A 22,750-nucleotide genomic window follows, 5' to 3' on the forward strand; every position below is an offset into this window, starting at 1 on the left:
TTACAAAGCCACGGCCCTTATGATGATAAATCAGGAAAACGCCGGCAAGCTGGAAACAAGCCCATATACGTCTTTCACCGCCGAGGAAGACTATTACCGCACTCAGTACAAACTGCTTGAAAGCCGCAATCTTCTGCAGAAGGTATATAACCAAATGAATTTAGGCCAATATGAGGAATTTGAAAACCCTTCCGGCCTTAAAAAACTGACGAAGGCCATAGACGTATCGCCGATAGCCCGCTCCCGTTTGGTAAACCTTTCTGTCACCAGTTACGATCCCGCCCTTGCGACGGAAATCGTCAACAATATTGCGCAGACTTTCGTGGCGGAAAACATCAGCAACCGCATTTCAATGGGCCAAGACGTAATAAAAGCTTTGGAAAGCACCCAGCGCAGCAAAGGCGAGCAGGAACTTTTAAACTCCATGCCGCAAGTGGTAAACAGCGACTTTATAAAAAGCCTTAAACTGCAGGAAACCGAACTGTTAAACAAACAGGCCGAGCTTTCTTCCAAGTACACGGCCGTCCACCCGGAAGTCATCTCTGTAAAAAGGCAGCTTTCCGCGGTACAAAATAAAATTGCGTTGGAAACGCAAAGGCTAGTTCAAAGTATTAAGATTGAACTTTCAGGGCAGTTTTCCGGCAATAATATACGCATAGTGGATAATGCCGTCATGCCGGAAAAGCCTATCCGCCCCAGAAAGCTGCTTAATCTTGCCATAGGGCTTTGCGCCGGCGCGCTTTTTGGCGTTTTGTTCGCTTTTATAATGGAGTTTTTTGATCAAACCGTTAAGAATTCCGAAGATTTGGAAAACAAATTAAAATTGCCGTTCCTCGGTTTCGTTCCCAAAGAAAAACTTAAAAAGAACGAAGCGGAATACGCTTTTATGCTTAAAAAAGGCAATTTCCTGCTGGCGGAAAACGTAAGGAATATTAGGACGATGCTTGCTTTCGCAAAAGCGCAGGAACCGAATGCGCCGATACTTATAACCAGCTCTTTGCAAGGCGAAGGCAAAAGCAATCTTTCCACCAATCTTTCGGTGGCTTTGGCTCAGGCCGGTTCAAAGGTGCTTATAGTGGACGGCGATTTGCGCCGCTCCAGCCTGCACAGAACCTTCCGTCTTTCGCCCGAACTGGGGCTCAGCAATATTTGGACGAGCGAAGGGGAAAAAGCCGCTTACGCCGCCAATATTCAGCCCGTAAAAGATGTTCCCAACCTGTTTGTAATGACGGCAGGGCAAAGGCCGCCAAACCCGGCGGAACTTTTAAATACGCCTAAACTGGCCGATTTTATCGACTGGGCCAAAAAGAATTATGACCAAGTTATAATCGACTGTCCGGCGATTGTGCCCGTATCCGATACCCTTTTATGGGGCAAATACATACCTTTGGCGGTGTTTGTTGTACGCTGCGGCCAAACCAATGTACGCATAGCGCAAATCGGTATAGACAAACTTAACAAAGCCGGCATTAAGATATTGGGCGCGGTTATCGGCCATTACAAGACCGAGGGCCTTGCCTACGGCAAATACGGATATTATAAAAAAAGCTACGGCTATTACGAAGATAAATAGCCCAGTTTTACGGATTAAAAGGCCGGTTTAAAAGCCGGCCTTTTTTATTGCTGAAAACTAAACCTCCGCGGCCACGCCGGGGAATATTATTTTTATAATATTTTTGCGCCGCCGGCAAGGCGTAGAAGCTTAAGCAAAAGCCCTTTTACGCCGCGCCTTTTATAGCGGGACATAATTTTATAAAAGCTTTCGCCTTTGCGGAAAGATTTAAAGAACTCTTCCCGGCAAGGGGAGGGGGAAGTGGAGCGGAGAAAATAAGGATTATATTTAGAGACGGCCTCCAAAGAAATGTCTTTATAAAGCAAGTTCACCGCCAAATCCTTAAAAGCGGCCTCGGCTTTGGCGGAATTTACCATTAACAGGGAAACGCCCTTTTCGTCATACATATCCGGCATAACTTCTTTAACGCCCCATAAATCCGCCATGGTAAAATCAGCATATTTGCGCTTGCCTTTAAAAGCGCAGGCGTGGCAGGAAGGCCTTTCATACATATTGGAAATAGTATAAGGCAGGCGATAAATCAAACGGAAAAGTTTGCCTTGAGAACGATATAAAAAGCTTTTAAAATATTTTAAAATTCCGTTCGCTTCCGGCAGGCTGCGCCCGTCCTTAAGGGTTATGGCTAGATAGGAAGAGTCCCAGCCGAAACGCTTATGCCTGAAATCAACCGCGGATATATTTGAAGCCGGTGCGGTTTCCGCAAGGAAGCGTTCCCATACCGCGGGGGACGGAACGCCGTGGCAGATGATATCCGCCGTAAGCAAATTGGGATAATCTTTGCCCAAATAATTTTTAAGCCCGGCTATTTGGCAGGGCGTGCCGGTAAAAAGCACTTGCCGGCCCTTTTGCAAAAAATCTTTAGTGGTTTTAAAAGAGTCGCCTATATCGCTTTGAACGTATTTTGAGCGGCGCAATTTATCTAAGTCTTCCATAGTTTCCGCATATTTGTGGCATACTTGCCAATTTCCGTTAAAAGCCGCGCCGAACACCGCGCCGCCTTGATTTAAGATATGCTCCGCCAGCAGGCTGAACATACCGCCGGAAGAGCTTAATGTTTTTATCTTTGCCGACTTATGCCCCGCGGCGTAAACCGTTTTGACTTCGTTTTCCGGATTATTGTTTATTATGGGGCAGACTTTTTCGCAAAGGCCGCAATTTATACACAAATCCGTATTAACCTCAGGATAGGCAAAGCCCTCGTCATCCGCTTTCATACGGATACATGTCTTCGGGCAGATATTAACGCAGGCGCTGCATCCGCAGCATTTTGTTTTATCTTTAATTTTTATCATTTAATCATATCCCTAAGTTTATCCAATACTCTAAAGAAAAAACGACAGAGCGCGTAATCTTTAGAATATAAATATTTTTCCGCTGACTCGTAAAACCCCTTCTCTTTCAAGTCTTTAAAGAACAATGCTCGTTCCGCCTTAGCCTTTGGATGTTTATAAATGTGGCGACTTCTAAGCATAACTTCTTCCTTAGAAACAGGATGGAAATTTATCTTGTCTTTACACTTATCAAACAGTTCCGCTCCCTGTTTTGAAGATATCACCACAATGGAAATGCCGGCGTTTTCGTTATCGTTAAGTAACGGGCCTTTATATCCCCAAAAATCCGCCAAAGAGATATCACCCACTCTGGGCAGCTTTGCCCAATTACAAACATAGCACGACGGCCTAAGATATAAATTATGCAAAAATCCTGCCTGATAAGGATTATTGGTTGAAGTAGTAGATTTTTTGGATCCGTCTTCAAAAAAGATAGTTACTTTGTTGGGATACCAACCGTTTTCTTTATCGCGCCAGCAAGCACTTACAGCTTTGGATTTCTGTTTTTTATTTAACTCCTCTATATATTTGTCAAAAACCATTCTGGATGGTACTCCGTGGCAAACCACATCACAGGTGTATAGATTTTCATATTCCTTGCCTAAAAAGGAATGCAGCCCCGCCACTTGGCAAGGCGTCCCGGAAAACAGAACTTTTAAACCGATGTTCAGATCTTCTTTTACCTTGCGGAAAACATTATTTGTATTGCTTTCCAAATATTTGGATTTCCTGAATTTTAAATATCCGTCCAAAGAATCCGCACGACTGTGAACCAATTTAAAGTCATCCAACAACTCAACCCCATATACCGCTCCTTTCTGCAATATAATGTGCTGTGCCAAAAGCGAAAATATCCCACCGGAAGAACTGGCCCTAGCTTGAGCCTTATCGTTGTTATAGGCTCCCAAAAAGTTGTAAGCGTAGGTTGTATTTCTCTTGTACTCGTTTTCTTTGGGACATGCTTTATTGCAAAGACCGCAATTTACGCACAAATCTTTATCAACGGCGGGATATAAAAAGCCTTCCTCATCATAGTGCAGAGATATGGCCCCTTTCGGACACGCGCTCACGCAAGCCCCACAGCCGCAGCAATCAGCTTTCTTTTTTAAATTTATCATACAGCCCCCCAGAAATTAAATTAAGCGTTTTTTTTACCAAGTCCTTCTCGTATTGGTTAAATACAAAAAACCATAAAATAATACCGTATGCAGCCGAAAACATCGCGCCCTGCAAAATGAAACCCGTTATCTTGCCGTTGTCCCATAGCAAACCAACAAATAAAAACACGAAAAACGCTATAAGCATATAGGGGATAATTTTTATCATCTCGATAAACAGCTCTAGCACTTTTATCCCCAATTTATGATAGTAAAAGTTTATTATTATCGTCTGGCCTGTCAGTAGGGATAAACCTGTCGTTATCGCACAGCCCATACCTCCGTATTTCTTTGCCATCGGAATACAAACTATAATGTTTATCACCCCCAATACCGCATACAAAACCGCCCTAAAAGCGTGTTTATTCTTAGCTTGTATAATCGGCACAGCCGTAGTTTGCACTAGACAGACGAACAAGCCTGCCATCAATATCAAAGAGTAAGAGTATACTTGTTTAAACTCCGGCCCTACCCATAAGTTTACAAAAGACCGCCCATATAAAACAAAGCCTAGAAAAATATAAGACATAAAATAATACTGCAGGCGGCTTGTTTTTAAGAAAATGGCGTTTATTTCGGTCATATCGTCCGTTTTAGCGTTAATTGCGGAAAGTTGCGGCAAAAATATCCCGCCCATAGAAGAAGACATCGCCATATATCCCTGCGCTATCTGTATGGCTGTGGCGTATAGCGCCACCGCACCAGCGCCCGCTACCGCCCCCAAGATTACCTGCCCCGTTTTCCAATACGCTATGCTGATTATGCCGGGGATACAGACAAAAAAGGAAAACGTCAGTATTTCTTTTACCAATTTGGCGTTCCAATAATGAAGTTTAAATTTTACCCTCAACTTACCCAATACATACCATACACTTAAAAGCGCCACAAAGATATTAAACAGCGTCTGTACTATTACAACCGTCATTACGGAGTTAAAAAAGAACAAAAACGCCACTACGCTCAGAGGCCTAAACAGTGTTGTGAACAATATTAGCCCCTTAGCGAATATAAAACGCTCATGAGCGGTTATTATAGCCGTAAAAACATTGGAGGGTATCACTATGGCCAAGTTCAAAAGCAAGACATAAAACATATTTCTGACCAAAACAATCTCTTGCGCGGAAAGAGTATGGTAATACAACGGAATAAAGTAATGAAACAAAAGCAAACCCGCAAGTATTATCAAAATGGAAACGCCAGCATACAAAATACCGCTTAACGCCAAAATATTTTCCGCGGATATTTCGTCATTGACCGCCTTGTAGCCCGAGTAGTATCTTGTAGTCGTGTTGGAAAGCCCTAAATCCATTATGTTAAGATACGCTATCAAAGAGCCTACAAGCTGATAAAGTCCGTATTGATCTTTGCCCAAAAAGGATATAAGCAGCGGGGTAAATAAAAAGCCCACCACGGTATTTAAGGCAATACCAATGTAAGACAATATCGCGCCAGCTTTCCTTTGATTCATTTTATTTCCTAAAATCCGCTATAATTTTACCTATATTTTTGGCGTTTTGAACATATTGCGGCATAATTTGTTCCAGACGCTTTTTTATTGTAGCACGTTTGGAGTAGAGCAAATCGAATTTCTGCGCCAAAATATCAGTGTTTCCCTGCAAAATTTTAAGATTAACAACATAGTCTTCGTAAGAACCGAAGAGATCTTGCGCTATACCTAGCGATTTTATGGAATATCCTAAGACTAAAGTAGGCACGCAGGAGCTGTACGCCGCTATTGTTGCGTGGGTTCTAGCCCCTATGAAAAACTCGCTTTTGGATATTATGTATTTAAGCTGAGGTCCGTTTAAACTCTCGTCGGAAATCAAAAAGACGCGGTTTGTGTTTTTAAATTTTTCAAATAAAATTTTCAACACCTTTAAGTCAGCCCCACGCATTACGTGAGGAATAAGCAATATGTTCAAATCTTCACGCGAAAGTATGCCTCGCATCAAAGTTTCATACGCTTTTAAAACCGCAAATGCGTTTTTTCCACCGGTTCTGCCCGTTACCAAAGAACTTAAATTGACACAAACAAACTTCTTGCCTTCCAACTCATTTGGCAAAGCGGTCCGCAAGGGAGAAACTATAAACGCGGGATCTGGTATCAAATACAGATTTTTATCTATATCCGCTTTAATCAGATTATTGAAGGAAAGGCTGTCGCGCGCGCTTAAAATATCAGCCTTAGCGCAGGTTGCCTTTAGATATTTGGTTATGTTCTTATCGGTTATGGAAAAATCGTATAAAACCACAGTCGGTTTATTCTTTTGCGCAACGGCAAAAGAAGTCAAAACGTCAAGAATATTTTTTCTGTTGTTGTAATCGTAGTTATCCGCGGCGACGAATATTATGGTGTCGTAGTTATAAAATTCACTTATCAAAGGAAAACATTGAATCCGTGTCCAAAATTCTCTCAAAAAAGGCAGGAACCTGTTTATTGCCGCATTAAATTTTAAAATCAACCAGCATTTTGTCCAGCCAAATTGACGGGGAATATATTTGTCTGCAAAGGGAATATCAAGGCTGTCCCCGGCGTTAATATCGGCCGAAGAAACCGCGATATATTCCGCTTCGTTTTCCTTAAGTATTTGCACTATTCCCCTGAGCAGCATTTGCGACCCCATATTGTATTTTGCCGCACCTATTGATATTAAACAGTTTTTCATCATATTAATATCCTCTTTAAATAACCTTTAGATTTTTCTCTTTCCTTTTCTATTATGGAGTTGACCTTTGCCCAAGAAATTTCGGCATCATAATTATCGCCGATATTATCTATAAGACGCCCTTTCAGTCCCGTCAACTCAAGCAGATTTTCCAAGCGGGAGTTGACCTTTGAAGGAGGGGGAAGCAAATCCACAAAAAAATCCTTATTAAAATTGATTGAAAACGCCAAACCGTGGAAAGAATTGGTTACTACATATTTCGCCTTAACAAAATATCCTAGCCACTGCTGCGGAATCACTGTCAACACTTCTATCCCCATCCTTGGAACAGGCGAAGTAGTTATCATTATCACTTTCAAACCTTTCTTTCTTCCTAATTTCTTTGCGTATTCTATTATTTTGGAATTATGGCTCATAAGGTAAAGCAATATATAATCTTCCCTATTAGGCATTTGCGCAACTTCAAGCCACTCTTTTTTAGTCAAAAGTAAGGTTGGATCGATATCTCTTCTTACCTTTTTGGACGATAGCCTTTCAGCTAAAGCAATTCCGCCAATTTCTCTTATTGAAATTTCCTTAAATTGCTTAAGAAAAGGTGCTGCTAAAGTTTCTTCCGCAGGTGTAATCTTATTTCTTCCGAAACTTGCTGCGTAAGAATATTTTTTATCCTTATCTTTAACAAAATCCAATAGGTAAGAAGTATCAAAACCGTTGCCAAAGAAATTCCACACCTGATCGCTGCCCACCACAAAAGCATCAAATTTGTCATTTAGGGCAGGCAAATTATCGCGCTTTAGCGGCAAAGAGTTTTTTAAAATAATGTCTCTAAAAGATTTAAAATTGCGCCCTACCCTAAAATTCCAGATGGGGAAACAAATTTTTTTGATAATTTGTTTCATATCGATTCCGGCAAACAGGCCTTTATAGTTTAATACTATAGCTTCTCCACCTAATAAAAATATGGCCTTTTTTAAAGCATATGCCTGCAAGAGGGCGCCATAATTTTCCGCTTGAACATATGTTAATATCAGTAGTTTCTTCATAATTGATTTTACCTATGGAATAATACTAATAACTGTTAATGTTTTTTTGTGTATTCTAAACAGTCAATAAAATAAAAAAACACGCCCGTTGTCCAAAATACTAGCGAAAATAACGGCGTATTTCTATACCCTTCCCCATTAACGCATAAATACCGCCAATAGAGGATAGAGGCTTTTATTCTCTCTTTTAAAGGCATGGTTTTATCTTCGGCAATACCGCCGTAAAACAACTTTGCGCCTTGGGGGCTGTTTCTGTACTGCTTGCGTATGGAAGCCGTCAGCCCGCCGGGCAGATATTCGCAATAATATAAAATATCGCCTATATAGCGCATAATATATTTTTCGGATATTTTATTCCATACTACGGCTTCATTTAGGAATTTTTCTCCTTCAAAACAGGGGAAAGGATATTCCTTTAAAACTTCCGTTTTGAAGACTTCCGCCATATCGCCCTTTATATGATACTTATAACGGATATCAAGCATGGAACAATCTTTGCCCTCGGCTTCCGCGCTGTTATATAAAGCTTTTTTTGAGCCTATGTCGGCCTTTAAACCGCAAATTCCGGCAAAGCGTACGTCTTCCGCCACTGAAGCAAAAACTTCGGCTATACGTTCAACGGCCCGGGGGGGAAGGCAGTCGTCGCTGTCGACTATAAAAAAGGCTTCTCCGCGCGCTTCTTTGACGCCTGCGTTTATCGCCCGGTGTTTACCGCCGTTTTCCGTTTTTATATAACGAATCGTAAAAGCGTTTTTCTCGGCAAGCCATTTTCGCGCCGCGGTTTCCGTGCCGTCCGTGCTGCCGTCATCTATTATAAGCCACTCAAAATCCGTGCAAGTCTGTGCTTTAAGGCTTTTATAAAGCCTTTCAAGCGTTGAAGCGCGGTTATAAGCGGGGGTAAATACTGTTATCATTAAATATCCAAGAAATAAAATTGATAAGACCAAAAGGCTCCGTCGCCGAATTTTGCCGTGCGGTACAGTATTGCGCCTATTGTAAGCAACCCGATAAAACCGTAAATTAGCACAAGCAGGCTCTTACGTTGAACCTTGGGAATCCTCAATATAAAAATATTCAAAGCCAAAGGTATAAGAACCAATAAACTTAAATCAAAATACACGAAAATACGGAACAAAATTTCCACATTACGCGTCCAAAACAAAAGTATAACGCCGGAAAAATACAAGAACAGCCAAATTCTGTTCTCCCGCGAGGCCCATATCCTTTTTATAAAAGGCAGTATAATCATTAAAGCCGCGGCCATTTTTATATACTCTACGACATTTAAACTGTATGTTCCCGAAGCGTGCTCCAAATATCCCAATGTACGCCCCGATATAAATGAAAGCCCCGGCACGGAGGAAACCAAACTTATAAACTGCAAAGGCGAAAGGGCTGCGGTTACGGCAATAAACAGGATAAAAAAAGCGGCCCAGCATTTTATCCCTTTGGTCCTTTTTAACACCTCATAAGCAAATAAGAAAGGCAGAAGAACTATTATCGACTGGTGAAAGAAAAATCCTGTAAAAAGCCAAATCAAAGAAAGAGGTTTGTTCTTATCCCAAAAATAAACCACCCATAACGCCAAAGACATGCAAAGCATCTGCCTGTTAAGAACCATATTATAAAAAAAGAAATAGCACGCCATATAAAAAAGTAAGGCGAACTTGGGATATTTTACATGCCTTTCAAGGAAAGCGACCAATACCGCTATGGAAATCAAGCTGTAAAAAAATAAGAAACCGTTAAAAGAAAAGCCCAAAAAAGAAAATAAATTGTTAAGCAGAGCGTATCCCGCTTCCGAAGACATATAGTTAAGCTGAAGCCCGTAGTAAATATCCTGATATATGTAAAAATCTCTTCCGCCCATATTGCGCCACCCCGCCAGCATGGCAAGTAAAATTATGCAGAAAAACGCTCCCACTCTGCGGAGTTTGGGGGAAAAATCCGTAAAACTTAAAGCCGCCGCGGCGGAATATATCGCAAGGAAATATATCATAAGCTTAAATAAATATCCTGATAGCCTTTCGCCATGGTTTGCAATGTATAGCTTTGCCTTACGGTATTTACCGCAGTGTCCCCGCAGTCTTTAAAACCGCCGTCCAAAGCGCGGAACATTTGCGCAGATAAGGCTTTATAGTCGCCAGGTTCAAAAAAAGCCGCCGCTTTGCTGCCTTTCAGATTGCAGTAAGCCTCAATATCGCTAAGTATGACCGGCGCGCCGCAGGCCATGGCCTCGTAAACGGTAAGATGAAAGCTCTCGGAAAGGGACGTTGAAACATAAAAATCCGCGGCTTTGAAATAATCCTGCACATTGTTTACATGCCCGGCAAAAAGGACATTTCCGCGGCCTTTAAGCAAATCTTCAGTTTGTTTAAGCATGGGGCCGTCGCCGCAAAGAATAAAAAAAGAGTCTTCTTCTTTTAACTCCGGCAAAGCCTTTGCGAAAGATAAAATATCTTTCCTGGGTATAAACACGCCCGCCCAAATAAAAATCTTTTTATCTTCGGGCAGGCCCAGCGAGCGGCGCAAAGCCGATTTATCGTCCGCCGGGGCGAATTTCTGTACGTCCACCCCGTTGTTTACATACAGATATTCTGTTTTTGGATATTTGCGCCTAAACAAGGCCTTAAGCATTTCAGAACAGCAAACCCTTTTATCGGCCGCCGACAAAGCCCTTTTAAAAATTTTTGACATCACGAAACCTTTTATTTTGCCGTAAGCCAAAGCGAAATCGACTTCATAATCGCAATGGACGCTTGCAATACGCTTATACCGCCCCAAATACAATGCGGAAAACACCGCCGAACGGAAGCAATGCGTATGCACTATATCCGGGTTAAGTTCCGCCGCCGCGCGCTTTAAAGCGCGTCCGCCGTATAAAAATCCTTTTAAGCGGCTTAAATTAAGACAGCGCACTTCTATGCCGGCCTTTTCAAGTTCGGGTTTCCAGGAGTTTTGTTCGTCTTCTTCCGGGGAAAGGGTAATTACGGCGGGTTTAAAAAGTTTCTTATCCAAGTTCAAAGCCGTCCCCGCCAAAATATTGGTCGGCCCTGTTCTTTTAAGAGTGGAAATGATATAAACGATTTTCTTCATGACTCAGCGCAAAGCCTTTTTATAAAATATGCTTCTGACACTATTGGGCATAATTACCTGGACGCAAAAGCGCACGGCCAAATTAAACAGATAAACAGGCAGGGAAATAAGCCCCAAAGAAAGCATTTTATCCGCTATGGCCTTATTGCTCTTAAAATACTTCCAGCCGCCGCGGCGGGAGTATAAATTTTTATCGGTTCGGGCGTTTACCAAAATATCCGCCAAGTTCGCAAAGCGGCATCCTTTTGCGGCCATACGGGCCCAAAGATAATAATCTTCCATTAAATGCAGGGGGATATAACCGCCGCACTCCAAAACCGCTTCCCTGCGGAACATAACGCTCATATGGTTGAACGGACACCTTGTTTTTAAAAAGTTTTTAAGTTCGGCGTCGCTTTGCGGCAGTCTGCGGAAAGAAACTTCTTCTTTGCTTTCGGAGTCGATTTCCCTTATCGCTCCGCCCAAGACGGATAAATCTTTATCGGTTTCAAAGGCTTTAATCTGCTTTTCAAAACGGTCGGGAAGGGAAATATCGTCGCTGTCCATACGGGCCACCAACGGGTAAGAGCACTCCTTAAGGCCGGCGTTAAGCGCGGCGCCGAGGCCCATATTCTTTTCCAAACGGACGATTTTGAGTTTATCCTTAAATTCGTCTATTACGGCTTCAAGTTCTTCGGTTAAAGGGCCGTCCGCAGTCAAAACCACCTCTGCCGGGGGGCAGCTTTGGTTGAACACGCTATGCAGGGCCTCCCTAAACCAAGTGGGATTATCCTTATGATAAACGGACATCAATACCGAAAATTTAAGTTCATTCATTTTATATATTATATCATTATGGGGGTGCAATAAAAATGCTATAATTTTTCTATGAAGAAAAGCACCTCCTTAATCACAGGCGGAGCCGGTTTTATAGGTTCCCACATCGCACATACTCTTGTAAAAAAAGGACATAATGTTATCGTCTTTGACGATTTTTCTTCCGGTTCTCTTGATAATCTTAAAGATATTGAAAAGCAAATTAAAGTTATTAAGGGGGATATAACCGATTTTAATCGGCTGAAAAAGGCTTTTAAAGGCGTGGATTACGTTTACCACCATGCCGCGCTTGTTTCCGTAGCCCAGTCCATGTCCGATCCGCGGAAGACGCAAAAAATCAATATAGAAGGCGCAAACAACGTGCTTGAAGCCGCGCGGATAAACGGAGTAAAAAAGGTACTTTTGGCCTCTTCAAGCGCGGTGTACGGCAACGGCAAAGAAATGCCCTACAGGGAAGAGGGCCATACAGACTGTCGCTCTCCCTACGCGGCTAGCAAGCTGACAGGGGAAAAACTCCTAAAAATGTATAACAAAGCTTACGGGCTTAATACCGTAATCGTAAGGTATTTTAACGTTTTCGGGCCCGGGCAGAATCCAAATTCCCCTTACGCGGCGGTAATAGCCAAATTTATGCAATGCGCGCAGCAAGGCAAAGAATTCTGTATAGACTGGGACGGCAAACAAAGCAGGGATTTTGTCTTTGTCGACGATATAGTCGCAGCCACCGTTTTGGTCATGCAAAAAGGCAAAGCGGGGGAAGTTTACAATATAGCATCGGGCAAAACATATACGCTTTTGCGTTTAGCCTCTTTAATAGAAGATTTATACGGCAAGAAAATCAAACGCGTATTTAAGCCGAAGAGGGCCGGGGACGTAAAGAAATCCTGCGCGGACATAAGCAAAATAAAAAAATTGGGATTCAAGCCGGCATTTACACTTGAAAAAGGCCTTAAAGCAATGCTTCAAACCAAAAAAACTGCTAAAGGAACCGCCCGATGAGGATATTGTTTTTTATACTTGATTTGCTGGCTTTTATTCTTATCACTTTTATAGTGGTAACTCTGCGCTACGGCGTATGCCATACTTATCTTTTTCTGCCTACGATAAAAACTCTTGCCCCGGCTTTTATGCTGTGCAGCGTTATTTTGTGGGTGTTTTCTTTTTACGACTTCAGCCTTATCAAAATGCAAAGGCTGGATTACCGCAATACAATAATAGCTTTCGCCATTTCGCTTTTGGGTTCGGCTTTCGGGATTTATTTCGGCGCGTCAATATTTAATATGGCGACGCCAAAGCTCATTCTTATATCGGTATTTATCATTTACTTTTCTTATATATACTTTACCAGGAAAGCATATGCGTCGCTCACTTTTTACCGCCAAAAAATACTTCTGCTCGGCAAAAGCGACACCTTAAAACTTATTGAAAAGACCTTGCGCAAAAGCCGCGCCTACAAACTGCTGGGCCGTTTTGAAACGCCGCAAGAAGCGCAAAAAATCAGCCCCGATAACGTAGATTTGATAATAATGGGCAGCAAAATGCTTCAGGAAACGGAAAACGCCTGGGCCGTAATATCTACCAAATTCCTTAACAAAGGCGTACTTCTAACCACGGATTACAACTTTCACGAAGAACTTTTTAAATGTTCCAGCAAAGGAAGCCTTAAAGACAATATTTGGATATTGCGCGGGGTGGCTTCCCGCCAGCAGGAACATTTTTACCCTGTGATAAAAAGGGCTATGGATATAATTTTCTGCCTTATTCTCACGCCCGTTCTGCTTCCGCTGGGCATAGTTACGTATTTTATGATTAAATGGGTGGACGGCGTATCTCCGTTTTTCTTCCAAGAAAGAATCGGCAAAAACGAACAAAATATTTTCATATATAAATTCCGCACCATGAAGCCAGGAACCGAAGAAATAACCAAAACGGGCAATATTCTCAGGCGTTTCAGACTCGATGAAATTCCGCAGCTCATAAATATTTTTAAGGGGGATATTTCCATAGTGGGGCCGCGCCCGATTTGGAACGACGAATATTACTTCCTTAACAAATATCTTCCGTGCCATAATATCAGAAGCATTATCAAGCCGGGGCTTACGGGCTGGGCCCAGCTTAACTTTAAAGCTCCGCCGACATATTGCGTGCAAGAGAATTTAAAAAATATGGAACATATCCCGGATTCCACGTTTGACTCGGCAAAAACACGGCTTTGTTATGATATTTGGTATATAAAGAACCGCTCTTTCTTTTTGGATGTGGAAATTATGTTCAAAACCGCAAAAAGAGCGTTTATAAAGGATAAGAAATTTGATTAAAATTATTTTAAAAAGCGGTCTTTATTCATTATCGGCCGCCGCCGTTTTATTACTCGCCGTTTTAAACGCCGGGGCAATGCCTCTGTGCATTTATGACGTAAATTCCCCGCAAAACGTAAAAACCGTCAAGAAAGCCGGCTTTAACTGCATGCAGACTTATAAACAAGCCCCGCAGGAGCTTTCCGCCTTGGCCAAAGCCGCAGAAGCAAACGGCCTTAAAATGCTTATATACCCAGATAAACTTATAAACTCAAGCGAACTTGCAAACGCAAACAAATGGCCGATTTTGGCTTTATACCTGTATGACGAGCCGGATGTAGCGCGTTTAAGCTGGAGGAACGTCCAAAAACTGGACGGAAAAGCCAAACAGGCCTTCCCCGGGCGGCAAACGGCGGTGGTTGTAGGGCAGGGATCCCACGCTGAAAACTATTGCAAATCCGCCGATATACTTATGGTTGATTGGTATCCCGTGCCGCATTTGAATTTAAGTTCCTTCGGGAAACAGATAGAAGACGCAAAAAAGATACTTGCAAAAAACAAAATGGCGGATAAGCCTTTATGGGGCGTAATACAGGCTTTTGACTGGAAAGACTTTAAACAATACCGTCCCGACGATCAAAGAATAGGCCGCTTCCCGGAAAAAGACGAAATGCTCTTTATGGCTTATCACGGGCTTATACGCGGAATAAACGGCGTATTTTTCTATACTTTTACCGTAAACGGCAAAACCTTGCCGGAATACTCCCCCGAGTATTGGAAAAGATTAAAAGCGGCCGTAAAAGAACTTAACAAAACTCTTCCGATTTTTGAAAAGGGGGAAATATTGCCCGCTCCTGGGAAAACTTCCGCAAATATTTTGGCGCAAAGGCGTTTATATAAGGGATATTATTACGATTTTCTGCTGAACCTCTCAGAAGTTCAGGAACCCCTGCCGGAAGAATTCATGCAAAAAACTTATAAAGCCTTATACAGAGCAAAAACGAAAGCCCTCGCCCCACACTCCGTAACGATACTAAGGAGCAAAGCAAAATAACCCCGGAGGGGAGTCGGCTTCCTTCTGTAAAATTTAGGACTTTAGACCCACCCGCTTTTAGGCAGAAAGTCTCTGTTTGTCCTTTCAAATAAGTTATATAATAATAAGAAGAATACTATTATGGAGCATCTCAGAATGAAAAAGTTACTGTCTTTAATTATGATTTTAGCCGTGGTTTTTCCAAACCCGGGGATTTACGCAAATGCCCAGCCCCCTGTAAATTCTTTTGAACAAATGATTAGACTTTATGAAATTTGGCCGGAATCTTTCGCAGACGAAATCAACAAATATGTTTCCGCCGCCGAACATTATATAATTCACAGCCCAAACGCCGAAGCGGCTGAACTGGCCTCTTTAAGAGCAAATTTAAAAGCTCAGGAAGAATTCATAACCAAAGTACTCAAGAAGAAATCAGCCGATACCAATTTTTTAGACAGTATTTACAGGGTACTTTCCGCATCGGATTGGGGCAGAATGAAAAATCACCCGTTTTCTTTGGCTTATACTAAAGAAACCGTCGGAGCGCTGACCGGCGGGAAAACGCCGCTTTCGGCGGTAAATGTACTGAAAGCTCAGCCGGAATTTTTCAACAAAGCGGCTTTTACAATGCTTGAAAAAGGGGAAAAAGATTTTGCTTTGTTGGTAAAAAGCATAGAGAAGAACCTAACTATTAACAGAAAAAGAGCCGTTTCTTTGGCATTATCGGCGGAAGTCGAATACGCCCACAGCATAAGCGGCGGCAGAATTTCTGCTTTAAGAGAACAGATATCACACAATAAATATTGGATAAGAAAAGCTGATTATAAAGCCAGCAAACAAGTTGAATTGTGGCGCAAGGAGATACGGGCGGCTGAAAAAGAAATCCTTGAACTTAAAAAAATGCATAATAGCGCACGCCGCACAATATCTTACGCTTTGGGTGAAGAAGAATTAAATAAAGTTATGGCCATAGTCCGCCAGACGGATCCGGCGCTTGCATCAGCTTTGAGCAGAGACGCACGCGCGGCTTCCACTAGTGTACTACGCAATATGAAAGCTTTAAAATCCGTCCTTCCTTTAGCAATAGGCGCGGGGCTTTTTATGACGGTGTTTGCCGCTAATGCAAATGCGGCGTCTGCACAAGCAGAGCAGGATGTAATAAGGGCCGTTTCCAACAGAACGGCTTTAAAAAGAGAAGTTTTAACGGCCGTAAATCAAAACCCGGCCAATATCGGTGTGGTTTATGCCGGCGGGCCGCAAGTAAAAAATATGTTGGCGGAACTTTTTGAAAGCGAAAGCAACAATTCCCTTTCGGCGGAAAAACTTCTTCCTTATGCAGAAGAATGGTCCGCGCGTATGCACACTTTGGCAACAAACAATCAAGCCCGCACAGATTATATCGGCGGCCTTAAACGCGTATATCAAAACGCTTTAAATCAAGATAAAGTAAACTTTAACAGACAGATAAAACGCGATCTTACGCTTCCTGCGGATAACACCCGTGTGGAAAGGCAAATCCACGCGGAATTCATAAGATTTAAAAAATAACGGGAGGATATGGTAATGTTCATTAAAAAAAGTCTTTCACTCTTGCTTTGCGCGGTTTTACTTACGGTCTCCGTGCCGGTAAGTGCCCAGCCTAGGCCTAAGCCGATACCGAAAAACGATTATCAGTTTAATAATTACGGATTCAATAATTATCAATACAATCATAACGGGTGGGGAAATACTTTTAATAGTCCCCTCAACCCTTTCGGCACCACCTTCAAAACAAAAGAACAAATGGATGCGGAATTTGCCGCCAAGAGAAAGAAACTTGACGAAAGGGTATCCTTAGCGTTTTTTAATCCCGCGGCGGTATATGACGGGCTAAACTATTTTGACGCGCTTTATGTTTGGAAAAAGCTTCACCCTAAAGCCAAAGATACAAAAGGCTTTGCAAAAGACGTTTTTATCAATCCGGCGTGGGCAAAATACAACTCCGCAATTAAAGATTACAGAAGAAGTTCCTATCGCAGTCATACGCCTTATCAGGTGATGAAAGCCATGGAAAGCGAAACCAAAACCATAGGGGAACTGCTTAAAAAGAACCCTCGTTATATTAAAGAGCTTCGCAAAGCGGAAGTTAAAGAATTCGGACGCAGCTGCCTTCAAGGCATAGCTTTAGGCCTTATGGCGGTAGCCGCCGTATATACCTGCGGCGCGGCCGGCTGCGTAGGCGGAGCGGCTTGGTTCGGCGGAACGGCCGCCGGAGGCACGCTTATTACCGCAACGGCAAGTATCAGTTTAACCAAAACTATCGCGGCCGTAGTCATGCTGGAAATAGCGACCTATTTGGGCAGCGAAATACTTGATAATCTTTATGATGATCTTACCGACCGTCTTATAAAATACAGCTATATCAGCAACAATCAGTATGCACAGAGATTGGCCGAAGCCGCGGCAAAAGGCGCAATCGCCAATGAGTGTACGGTAGAATGCTCTGTTCCAAACAAACCCAAAGTAACGCCGAACACGCGCTGGCTTGACGACATCGCCCAAGAGGAAGCCATTATCCGCCTGCACGGATTAATTGTAATCAAAAACGAACTTCAGTACAGTACAGACTCTTACAGATACGATTTGGCCCTTTTGGACTTAATCAGCCTTTTCAGCGACGAACAGCAAGTCAGCTTTGACGAAAAGGTTTTTACCAGAACGGTAATTTCCGAAGGGGAAAAACATTATCAGAAGAATTCAAACGTCGTAGATACCAATACGGGCAGGCTTGTAAGAAGAACGCCTGAACTTATCCAAGCTTTAAAGGCTATACAGAATATTGATAAGAAATCAAACATAAGAAGGCTGCGCCACCCAAGAGAAGTCAACGGCATTATTTGGCCGAGCAAATAAAGTTCTTAGCTTTATCCTCCAATCCCCCGGGGCCAAAAGCCCGGGGGTTTATTTATTGTGAAATCCCCGCCTTTGCTTACGCTTAGGCGGGGCGGTTAGTGGAGAGCCGGGATTTATCCCGGCAAATTATTTAAAACTATAAGACTATGCCGGTATTTTCTCCAGCCATACATCTACACGCCACCACCTGTCCGTATATGGTTTTGCCGCAGTTGTCATATTCGCAGCAACATCCCGTAAGAGAATCAACCCCATGTTGACCGCTGGGGCAAGTTGTGTTTGAACAGTTAGTGGAAACATTACCCGAATCTATCACACAGGCACAAGTCATAAAAAAGAGTCAATTGCCGTATGTAGCAGCCGACTCTTTTTTATTCGGACAAATACCCGTGATTTACGATAAAAATCAAGCTTTATAAACGCTCCTGATGGGGGCTTTAACTGCTTGCAAATAGGTCAAATAAACGTAGGTCAGGCTACGCCTGACGTTAAAAGGGAGTTTTCTATACTAACCAATAAAAAAGCCCTCCTTTCGGAGGGCTTTTAAAAACTAAACAGAACTTAGAATATGGCTTTTACGAAAACGCCGCCTTTGTTGCTGTCATAGTCATTGCCGTTGGTATTGGAGTTTCTGGTTCTCCACTGATACCAAGCGCCGGCGGAAAGCCACTCTTTAAACTGATAGCCGAGTTCCGGGCGTACGGTGAAAAGATCGTCGTTTCTTTTCTTGCCGGCATTGTTTTCGCGGTCATAGTCCATGTTTTCATAGGCTAAGGTTAAACCGGCGGTAAACTTGTCGGTAAGTTTGTGAGAACCGTATAAGGAAACCAAAGTATCTGCGAAGTATCTGTTATTTTCATAAACGGATTCTTCAAACTTTCTTTCTCCGGCCAAGCGGACGGTGTTTCTGGCGGTGGGGTTCCATTCGACGGCTACATAGTAACCGAGCAAGTCTTCATAGCTGCTGTAACCTTCGATATCGTGGCTCCAATCGCGCATTACATAGTTGATTTTGGCCACGCCGGAAACTTTCGGTGCCAATTTGCCTTCTATGCCGAGGGCAAAAGTGCTGCCGTCGGAATCGCTGTCGGTATTATCCCTGTAAGCGATGTTCGTATAGACGTATTCAACAAAAGCGCTGGTTTTGGCTGAAATGTTGTAAAAAGCCTGTACGCCGGCATTTACGCGGTTGCGGGTCAAATCATACTTCCAGGGATTATCAAGATAATAATCGTAGGAATCATTCGCCACTACGCCGAGGCCGAAAGTTTTCTCTTTAGAGGTTCTGGCGGAAAAATAAACATTGTTGTTTAATCTTTTCGCTCTTTCGGTAAGTTCGGAGTTGGCCTGATCGGAAGTGTAGACGAAGCTGTCGCCGATATTAAGCGTATCGCCTTTTACGTCGACATTGGCGTAAGCGTTCCAAAAGCCGTTTTTGCCGTTGTCTTCGGTATAAGCGTCATAGCCGCCCAAAGCGGTGGCGCTTAAGTTTAAACCGGTGCCGGCAATAGGATTGCTGTAATTTACACCGGCTTTTGTGGAGCTGATGAAAGAATCCTTTTCATTACCGTCGGTAAGGTAAATATTGTCGTCGTAGCTCAAGTCTTCGGAAACGAGGAATTTTACATCCCCGGCGAAAGCGGAGTTAACGGCAAACAAACATACTGCCAATAATAATAACTTTTTCATATCTGTCAAAAAAATCTCCTGTAATTACCTGGGGGCGGAAGGACTTAAAGTTTCTTCCACGTTCTGGGAAACCTGCTGATTTGCCGTGCTTTCGCTGCCGGGCAGAACAAAAGCGGGCACATTGGAAGCGGCTGCTTCGGCGGCATCAGCTTTAGCGGCTTTGGCCGGTTTGGCTTCTTCTTTCACGGTTTTTACTTCTTCTTTTACTTCTTCTTTGGCTTCTTCCTTGGTTCCGAAGGAAACCATCAGGGCGGACTGACCGGCCGTCATTGAAGAGGTTTTCCCGTTTACGTTGGTAATGCGCACTTCTTTACCGGAGTTAACTGTTAAAGTATAGCTTTCGGGATTCACGGTAATGGTGCTTTTGCCGTCGCTGTTGACGGTAAGATTGCTTATTTTGACGTTTGACAATCTTTCGCTCTGGATAATGATATGCCCTTTGGCGTTTTGGCTGATAGTGGCTTTTATGCCTTGGGGAATTACCACTTTCAAACCGTTGTAATCGACTTCGGTTTCGCTTGAACCGTTTACGTTTACCACGGCATTATCTTTTAACGTTTCCTGTTTACCGTCTTTCATAACGGTTACCGCCGCATTTGAAACCGCGGCAAGCATTAAACAGGCGAACATTAATGCAGTTATTTTTTTCATTTCTTATTGCTCCTGGTTGTTTTGTAATACAAATTACTTTATCTTAATAAATTTTACTAAATTTTTAACCTTATTTATATATTTAAAGGCGATAAAAAGTTTCCGCAAAAAAAGACCGCGCCCGTTCAAAAAATTTTATATAATATTTGAAACGAGGTTTCAGTTATGCGTAACAAAAGTTCCAACTATAATATAGTAAAGCAGAACGAAAAAAACAATACCCGCAATTTTATTTGCGGAGTATTCGCTTTTTTGTTTTCCGCAGGGGCTTCTTCCGTTAAGTATATTTCCTCTATTATGCGCCGTTTGAACAATACCTTGAAGCTTAATCTTTCCATGTTTATGTATTACACCATTAGCTTCAGGCTTTCCCTTAAAAAAAACACGGCGCAGATACTTACAAGATAATTTAAATTTTTATTTTTATTAATGTTAAGATCTGCAAATCAAAAAGAAATGCAGATCTTACTTTTTTATGCAGTCAGCACTACGCGGGCAAAACCCGCAAAAAAGGAAAAGGGCGCAAAAGAAAAGAAAAAATTAAAAAGCCCTGTTAAAAATGGTGGAAATGTATGAAAACACTGAAAAACGCCGCAATAAAGAAAATAACGGCAATAATACTGTCGGCGTGCATATTGACGCAATTAAGCGTCCCTTCGCTTGCGTACAGCGGCGAATTCTTAACGCTGGGATATAATGAACCCGGCGCGGGCCTTTCTTGGAAAGGGCTGGACGCGGCGCAAATAGCTTCCGCGTCGGAAAAAATAGAGCTTGCTTATGAACGCGGGGAAAGCGGAAACGTCTACGAAAACGCTTTAACTTTGGCCGCGGAAGAAGAAATAAACAAAGTAAAATCTTCTTCCCAAGCGAAATCCGTCAAAGCCGCCAGAGGCAAAGCTCAAGCCTCTTACGGGGATATGTGGCCCATGTATGTAAAAGTTTCCCAAGCAAAAAACATCGCCTGGCTTGAAACTTCCATGCAGACTTTTTTGGCTTCTTGGCTCAAAGAACCGCAGATTATGGATTTCAACCTTTTTAACAGAGCGTATTTGAACTATGTCAGGCAAATCTCGCTTGAACTTGGCAAAGGCAAAACGAAAGTTCCCTATGCAAACGCACAAAAAGCTTTTGAGGGGGAAATACTGGCCGCTTATCCCGCCAAAACAGTTTATAAGGAATACGTAAAAGAAGCCAAGGCTGAAAAAGCCTGGCGCAAAGCAAACCGTGCGAAAGTTGAGGAATCCGCATATAAAACAGTACGCGCTTACGTCGAAGCGATAGGCGCTCAGGCTTTATCGTTCGAGAGCGCGGCTTTACTTAAGGATTTGGAACTTAACGGCAAAAAAGCCGTCGGCGCGCAGGAAGCGAAACAGATATATACCTATAATATGGCGCGTTTGCAAAAACAAAACTTTGACGCCTTTGAACTCGGCGTTCTTTCCGGGGAGTCAAAAAAGAAAGTCGCCCGCGTTTTGGCCAAAGATTTAATAGAAAGCCTTATGACGGCGGCGGTATTCTCTGAAAAAGGGGACGCAAAGTTTCTTTCCGCGGCCGAAAATCTTATCTACAGAAGTGAAGAGGGCGCAGCTTTCGGGCAGATTTTGGCGGCTTCTTTTTCCGTAATTTTGGCAAAAGACGGCTGGGGGAATCTGGAAAGAATACTCTCAAGATACACAAAACAGGAACAAGAGGGCGCTTCCTTCCTTGAAAAAATAAACATTTCCTACTGGGCCGAGCGCGCCGAGGAAGCCGACGGCAGTTTCTTGGGCAAAGTTTCTCAAAAAACTCAGTATGCTTTAAGCCATTCTTACGGCAATGTTTTTACGGACTTGGCCAAGCTGCTATCTCAAGACGGCAGAAGCCGCAGTCTGGGCCTGCTCTACCGCTACGGACCGGGCGCAAAGCGGCCCATAAAACCGTTTTTAGCTGGGGCTTTGCTTTCCAAAAGAACCGGCGCGAAAGAAGCCTTTTCCGCTTCCGCAGCTTTAAAACTGGCCAATACGAACTTCGGCGATTTAAACGCCGTACAGGAATATGATTTAGACAAAGGCCTTGAGTTAAGATATCCTTCCATAAAAGCGTCTTTAGGCTCCTACGCCGTAACCGACGCGGCGAAAAAATCCGCCAAGAAAACGCGTAAAAACGCTTTCGGTTATCTTAAAAGGGCGGCGTTTTCAGGCGATATCGTTTTGACGCTGTGGGGCTGCGCCGGGCTTATAAAACTGGGTAGGAAAACCGTCAGCTTAAGCAAATCGGCCTATACCGCCGTAAAAGCGGCAAAGATATCAAACCAAGCCGCCAGAATCAACTTTATCAGGGCCAATTACCAAGCCCTCGCGCCCTATATATCGGCCAAAAGAAGCTTTTTAAGATTAGGCATTAAAATAAGAAGCGGCGTCGGCTTGAAAACCAATCCGGTGCAGGCGGCTAAACTTCAAAAGGACTTAAGGGTAAAAAATATAGCGCGCCTTGCGCAGGCAAAAGAACAAAAAGCCCTTCAAGCGGC

General features: G+C 43.0%; 20 protein-coding genes. 8 read left to right on the plus strand and 12 right to left on the minus strand.

The window, feature by feature from the left end; all coding sequences use genetic code 11:
- On the plus strand, positions 1 to 1,573 hold a 1,573-nt coding region (locus ACQY26_RS07365), incomplete at its 5' end, for a polysaccharide biosynthesis tyrosine autokinase (RefSeq protein WP_428048553.1).
- A gap of 92 nt (positions 1,574 to 1,665) precedes the next feature.
- On the opposite strand, the gene ACQY26_RS07370 is transcribed toward ACQY26_RS07365, so the two are convergent.
- From ACQY26_RS07370 to ACQY26_RS07410, 9 genes are read right to left on the minus strand one after another with little or no spacing between them, the layout of a single operon-like run.
- Entirely contained in the window at positions 1,666 to 2,865 is a 1,200-nt protein-coding gene (locus ACQY26_RS07370) for a Coenzyme F420 hydrogenase/dehydrogenase, beta subunit C-terminal domain (protein WP_428048555.1), read from the minus strand.
- On the minus strand, positions 2,862 to 4,022 hold the full coding sequence (locus ACQY26_RS07375; protein ID WP_428048557.1) for a Coenzyme F420 hydrogenase/dehydrogenase, beta subunit C-terminal domain: 1,161 nt from the start codon (positions 4,020 to 4,022) through the stop codon (positions 2,862 to 2,864). The genes ACQY26_RS07370 and ACQY26_RS07375 overlap by 4 nt, the downstream gene beginning before the upstream one ends.
- Entirely contained in the window at positions 3,997 to 5,529 is a 1,533-nt protein-coding gene (locus ACQY26_RS07380) for an oligosaccharide flippase family protein (RefSeq protein ID WP_428048559.1), read from the minus strand. The genes ACQY26_RS07375 and ACQY26_RS07380 overlap by 26 nt, the downstream gene beginning before the upstream one ends.
- Position 5,530: 1 nt before the next feature.
- Positions 5,531 to 6,730 (minus strand): polysaccharide pyruvyl transferase family protein, encoded by a 1,200-nt coding sequence (locus tag ACQY26_RS07385; RefSeq protein ID WP_428048561.1) that lies wholly within the window; start codon positions 6,728 to 6,730, stop codon positions 5,531 to 5,533.
- A complete protein-coding gene (locus ACQY26_RS07390; protein ID WP_428048563.1) occupies positions 6,727 to 7,770 on the minus strand; it encodes a polysaccharide pyruvyl transferase family protein in 1,044 nt (347 codons plus the stop codon). The genes ACQY26_RS07385 and ACQY26_RS07390 overlap by 4 nt, the downstream gene beginning before the upstream one ends.
- Before the next feature lie 35 nt (positions 7,771 to 7,805).
- Positions 7,806 to 8,684, minus strand: a complete 879-nt coding sequence (locus ACQY26_RS07395; protein ID WP_428048565.1) for a glycosyltransferase family 2 protein — start codon at positions 8,682 to 8,684, stop codon at positions 7,806 to 7,808.
- Positions 8,684 to 9,769, minus strand: coding sequence for an EpsG family protein (locus tag ACQY26_RS07400; RefSeq protein ID WP_428048567.1), 1,086 nt, complete (start codon positions 9,767 to 9,769; stop codon positions 8,684 to 8,686). The genes ACQY26_RS07395 and ACQY26_RS07400 overlap by 1 nt, the downstream gene beginning before the upstream one ends.
- Positions 9,766 to 10,866, minus strand: a complete 1,101-nt coding sequence (locus ACQY26_RS07405; RefSeq protein WP_428048569.1) for a glycosyltransferase family 4 protein — start codon at positions 10,864 to 10,866, stop codon at positions 9,766 to 9,768. The genes ACQY26_RS07400 and ACQY26_RS07405 overlap by 4 nt, the downstream gene beginning before the upstream one ends.
- A gap of 3 nt (positions 10,867 to 10,869) precedes the next feature.
- On the minus strand, positions 10,870 to 11,682 hold the full coding sequence (locus tag ACQY26_RS07410; RefSeq protein WP_428048571.1) for a glycosyltransferase family 2 protein: 813 nt from the start codon (positions 11,680 to 11,682) through the stop codon (positions 10,870 to 10,872).
- Between the two features lie 51 nt (positions 11,683 to 11,733).
- Here ACQY26_RS07410 and ACQY26_RS07415 point away from each other — a divergent pair, with 51 nt between their 5' ends.
- The 5 genes from ACQY26_RS07415 to ACQY26_RS07435 all read left to right on the plus strand — a co-directional run bounded on the left by ACQY26_RS07415 (position 11,734) and on the right by ACQY26_RS07435 (position 17,904).
- On the plus strand, positions 11,734 to 12,681 hold the full coding sequence (locus tag ACQY26_RS07415; RefSeq protein WP_428048573.1) for an SDR family NAD(P)-dependent oxidoreductase: 948 nt from the start codon (positions 11,734 to 11,736) through the stop codon (positions 12,679 to 12,681).
- Positions 12,678 to 14,000, plus strand: coding sequence for a sugar transferase (locus ACQY26_RS07420; protein WP_428048575.1), 1,323 nt, complete (start codon positions 12,678 to 12,680; stop codon positions 13,998 to 14,000). The genes ACQY26_RS07415 and ACQY26_RS07420 overlap by 4 nt, the downstream gene beginning before the upstream one ends.
- Positions 13,993 to 15,033, plus strand: a complete 1,041-nt coding sequence (locus ACQY26_RS07425; RefSeq protein WP_428048577.1) for a hypothetical protein — start codon at positions 13,993 to 13,995, stop codon at positions 15,031 to 15,033. The genes ACQY26_RS07420 and ACQY26_RS07425 overlap by 8 nt, the downstream gene beginning before the upstream one ends.
- Before the next feature lie 135 nt (positions 15,034 to 15,168).
- Entirely contained in the window at positions 15,169 to 16,560 is a 1,392-nt protein-coding gene (locus ACQY26_RS07430; protein ID WP_428048579.1) for a hypothetical protein, read from the plus strand.
- A gap of 15 nt (positions 16,561 to 16,575) precedes the next feature.
- On the plus strand, positions 16,576 to 17,904 hold the full coding sequence (locus ACQY26_RS07435) for a hypothetical protein (protein ID WP_428048581.1): 1,329 nt from the start codon (positions 16,576 to 16,578) through the stop codon (positions 17,902 to 17,904).
- A gap of 136 nt (positions 17,905 to 18,040) precedes the next feature.
- On the opposite strand, the gene ACQY26_RS07440 is transcribed toward ACQY26_RS07435, so the two are convergent.
- The 3 genes from ACQY26_RS07440 to ACQY26_RS07450 form a co-directional block, all read right to left on the minus strand.
- Positions 18,041 to 18,235 (minus strand): hypothetical protein, encoded by a 195-nt coding sequence (locus ACQY26_RS07440; RefSeq protein WP_428048583.1) that lies wholly within the window; start codon positions 18,233 to 18,235, stop codon positions 18,041 to 18,043.
- Between the two features lie 230 nt (positions 18,236 to 18,465).
- The gene (locus tag ACQY26_RS07445; protein WP_428048585.1) at positions 18,466 to 19,593 is read right to left on the minus strand and encodes an outer membrane beta-barrel protein; all 1,128 of its coding nucleotides are present in this window, start codon (positions 19,591 to 19,593) and stop codon (positions 18,466 to 18,468) included.
- A 24-nt stretch (positions 19,594 to 19,617) separates the two neighbouring features.
- Positions 19,618 to 20,244 (minus strand): hypothetical protein, encoded by a 627-nt coding sequence (locus ACQY26_RS07450; protein WP_428048587.1) that lies wholly within the window; start codon positions 20,242 to 20,244, stop codon positions 19,618 to 19,620.
- Between the two features lie 165 nt (positions 20,245 to 20,409).
- Between ACQY26_RS07450 and ACQY26_RS07455 the strand changes: the two genes are divergently transcribed.
- Together ACQY26_RS07455 and ACQY26_RS07460 are read left to right on the plus strand one after the other, a co-directional pair.
- Positions 20,410 to 20,652: a hypothetical protein gene (locus ACQY26_RS07455; protein WP_428048589.1), complete on the plus strand. Its 243-nt coding sequence runs from the start codon at positions 20,410 to 20,412 to the stop codon at positions 20,650 to 20,652.
- 164 nt (positions 20,653 to 20,816) lie between these two features.
- Positions 20,817 to 22,750, plus strand: a 1,934-nt coding sequence (locus ACQY26_RS07460) for a hypothetical protein (protein ID WP_428048591.1), incomplete at its 3' end; no start/stop codon positions are given.

Origin of the sequence: Candidatus Proelusimicrobium excrementi (assembly GCF_937881865.1) — a bacterium.
Lineage (GTDB): Bacteria > Elusimicrobiota > Elusimicrobia > Elusimicrobiales > Elusimicrobiaceae > Proelusimicrobium > Proelusimicrobium excrementi.

What these genes read in the sequence shown, in the direction of transcription:
- ACQY26_RS07370 (WP_428048555.1), bottom strand. Translation starts at nt 2,865, where the DNA reads ATGATAAAAATTAAAGATAAAACAAAATGCTGCGGATGCAGCGCCTGC.
- ACQY26_RS07375 (WP_428048557.1), bottom strand. Translation starts at nt 4,022, where the DNA reads ATGATAAATTTAAAAAAGAAAGCTGATTGCTGCGGCTGTGGGGCTTGC.
- ACQY26_RS07380 (WP_428048559.1), bottom strand. Translation starts at nt 5,529, where the DNA reads ATGAATCAAAGGAAAGCTGGCGCGATATTGTCTTACATTGGTATTGCC.
- ACQY26_RS07385 (WP_428048561.1), bottom strand. Translation starts at nt 6,730, where the DNA reads ATGATGAAAAACTGTTTAATATCAATAGGTGCGGCAAAATACAATATG.
- ACQY26_RS07390 (WP_428048563.1), bottom strand. Translation starts at nt 7,770, where the DNA reads ATGAAGAAACTACTGATATTAACATATGTTCAAGCGGAAAATTATGGC.
- ACQY26_RS07395 (WP_428048565.1), bottom strand. Translation starts at nt 8,684, where the DNA reads ATGATAACAGTATTTACCCCCGCTTATAACCGCGCTTCAACGCTTGAA.
- ACQY26_RS07400 (WP_428048567.1), bottom strand. Translation starts at nt 9,769, where the DNA reads ATGATATATTTCCTTGCGATATATTCCGCCGCGGCGGCTTTAAGTTTT.
- ACQY26_RS07405 (WP_428048569.1), bottom strand. Translation starts at nt 10,866, where the DNA reads ATGAAGAAAATCGTTTATATCATTTCCACTCTTAAAAGAACAGGGCCG.
- ACQY26_RS07410 (WP_428048571.1), bottom strand. Translation starts at nt 11,682, where the DNA reads ATGAATGAACTTAAATTTTCGGTATTGATGTCCGTTTATCATAAGGAT.
- ACQY26_RS07415 (WP_428048573.1), top strand. Translation starts at nt 11,734, where the DNA reads ATGAAGAAAAGCACCTCCTTAATCACAGGCGGAGCCGGTTTTATAGGT.
- ACQY26_RS07420 (WP_428048575.1), top strand. Translation starts at nt 12,678, where the DNA reads ATGAGGATATTGTTTTTTATACTTGATTTGCTGGCTTTTATTCTTATC.
- ACQY26_RS07430 (WP_428048579.1), top strand. Translation starts at nt 15,169, where the DNA reads ATGAAAAAGTTACTGTCTTTAATTATGATTTTAGCCGTGGTTTTTCCA.
- ACQY26_RS07435 (WP_428048581.1), top strand. Translation starts at nt 16,576, where the DNA reads ATGTTCATTAAAAAAAGTCTTTCACTCTTGCTTTGCGCGGTTTTACTT.
- ACQY26_RS07440 (WP_428048583.1), bottom strand. Translation starts at nt 18,235, where the DNA reads ATGACTTGTGCCTGTGTGATAGATTCGGGTAATGTTTCCACTAACTGT.
- ACQY26_RS07445 (WP_428048585.1), bottom strand. Translation starts at nt 19,593, where the DNA reads ATGAAAAAGTTATTATTATTGGCAGTATGTTTGTTTGCCGTTAACTCC.
- ACQY26_RS07450 (WP_428048587.1), bottom strand. Translation starts at nt 20,244, where the DNA reads ATGAAAAAAATAACTGCATTAATGTTCGCCTGTTTAATGCTTGCCGCG.
- ACQY26_RS07455 (WP_428048589.1), top strand. Translation starts at nt 20,410, where the DNA reads ATGCGTAACAAAAGTTCCAACTATAATATAGTAAAGCAGAACGAAAAA.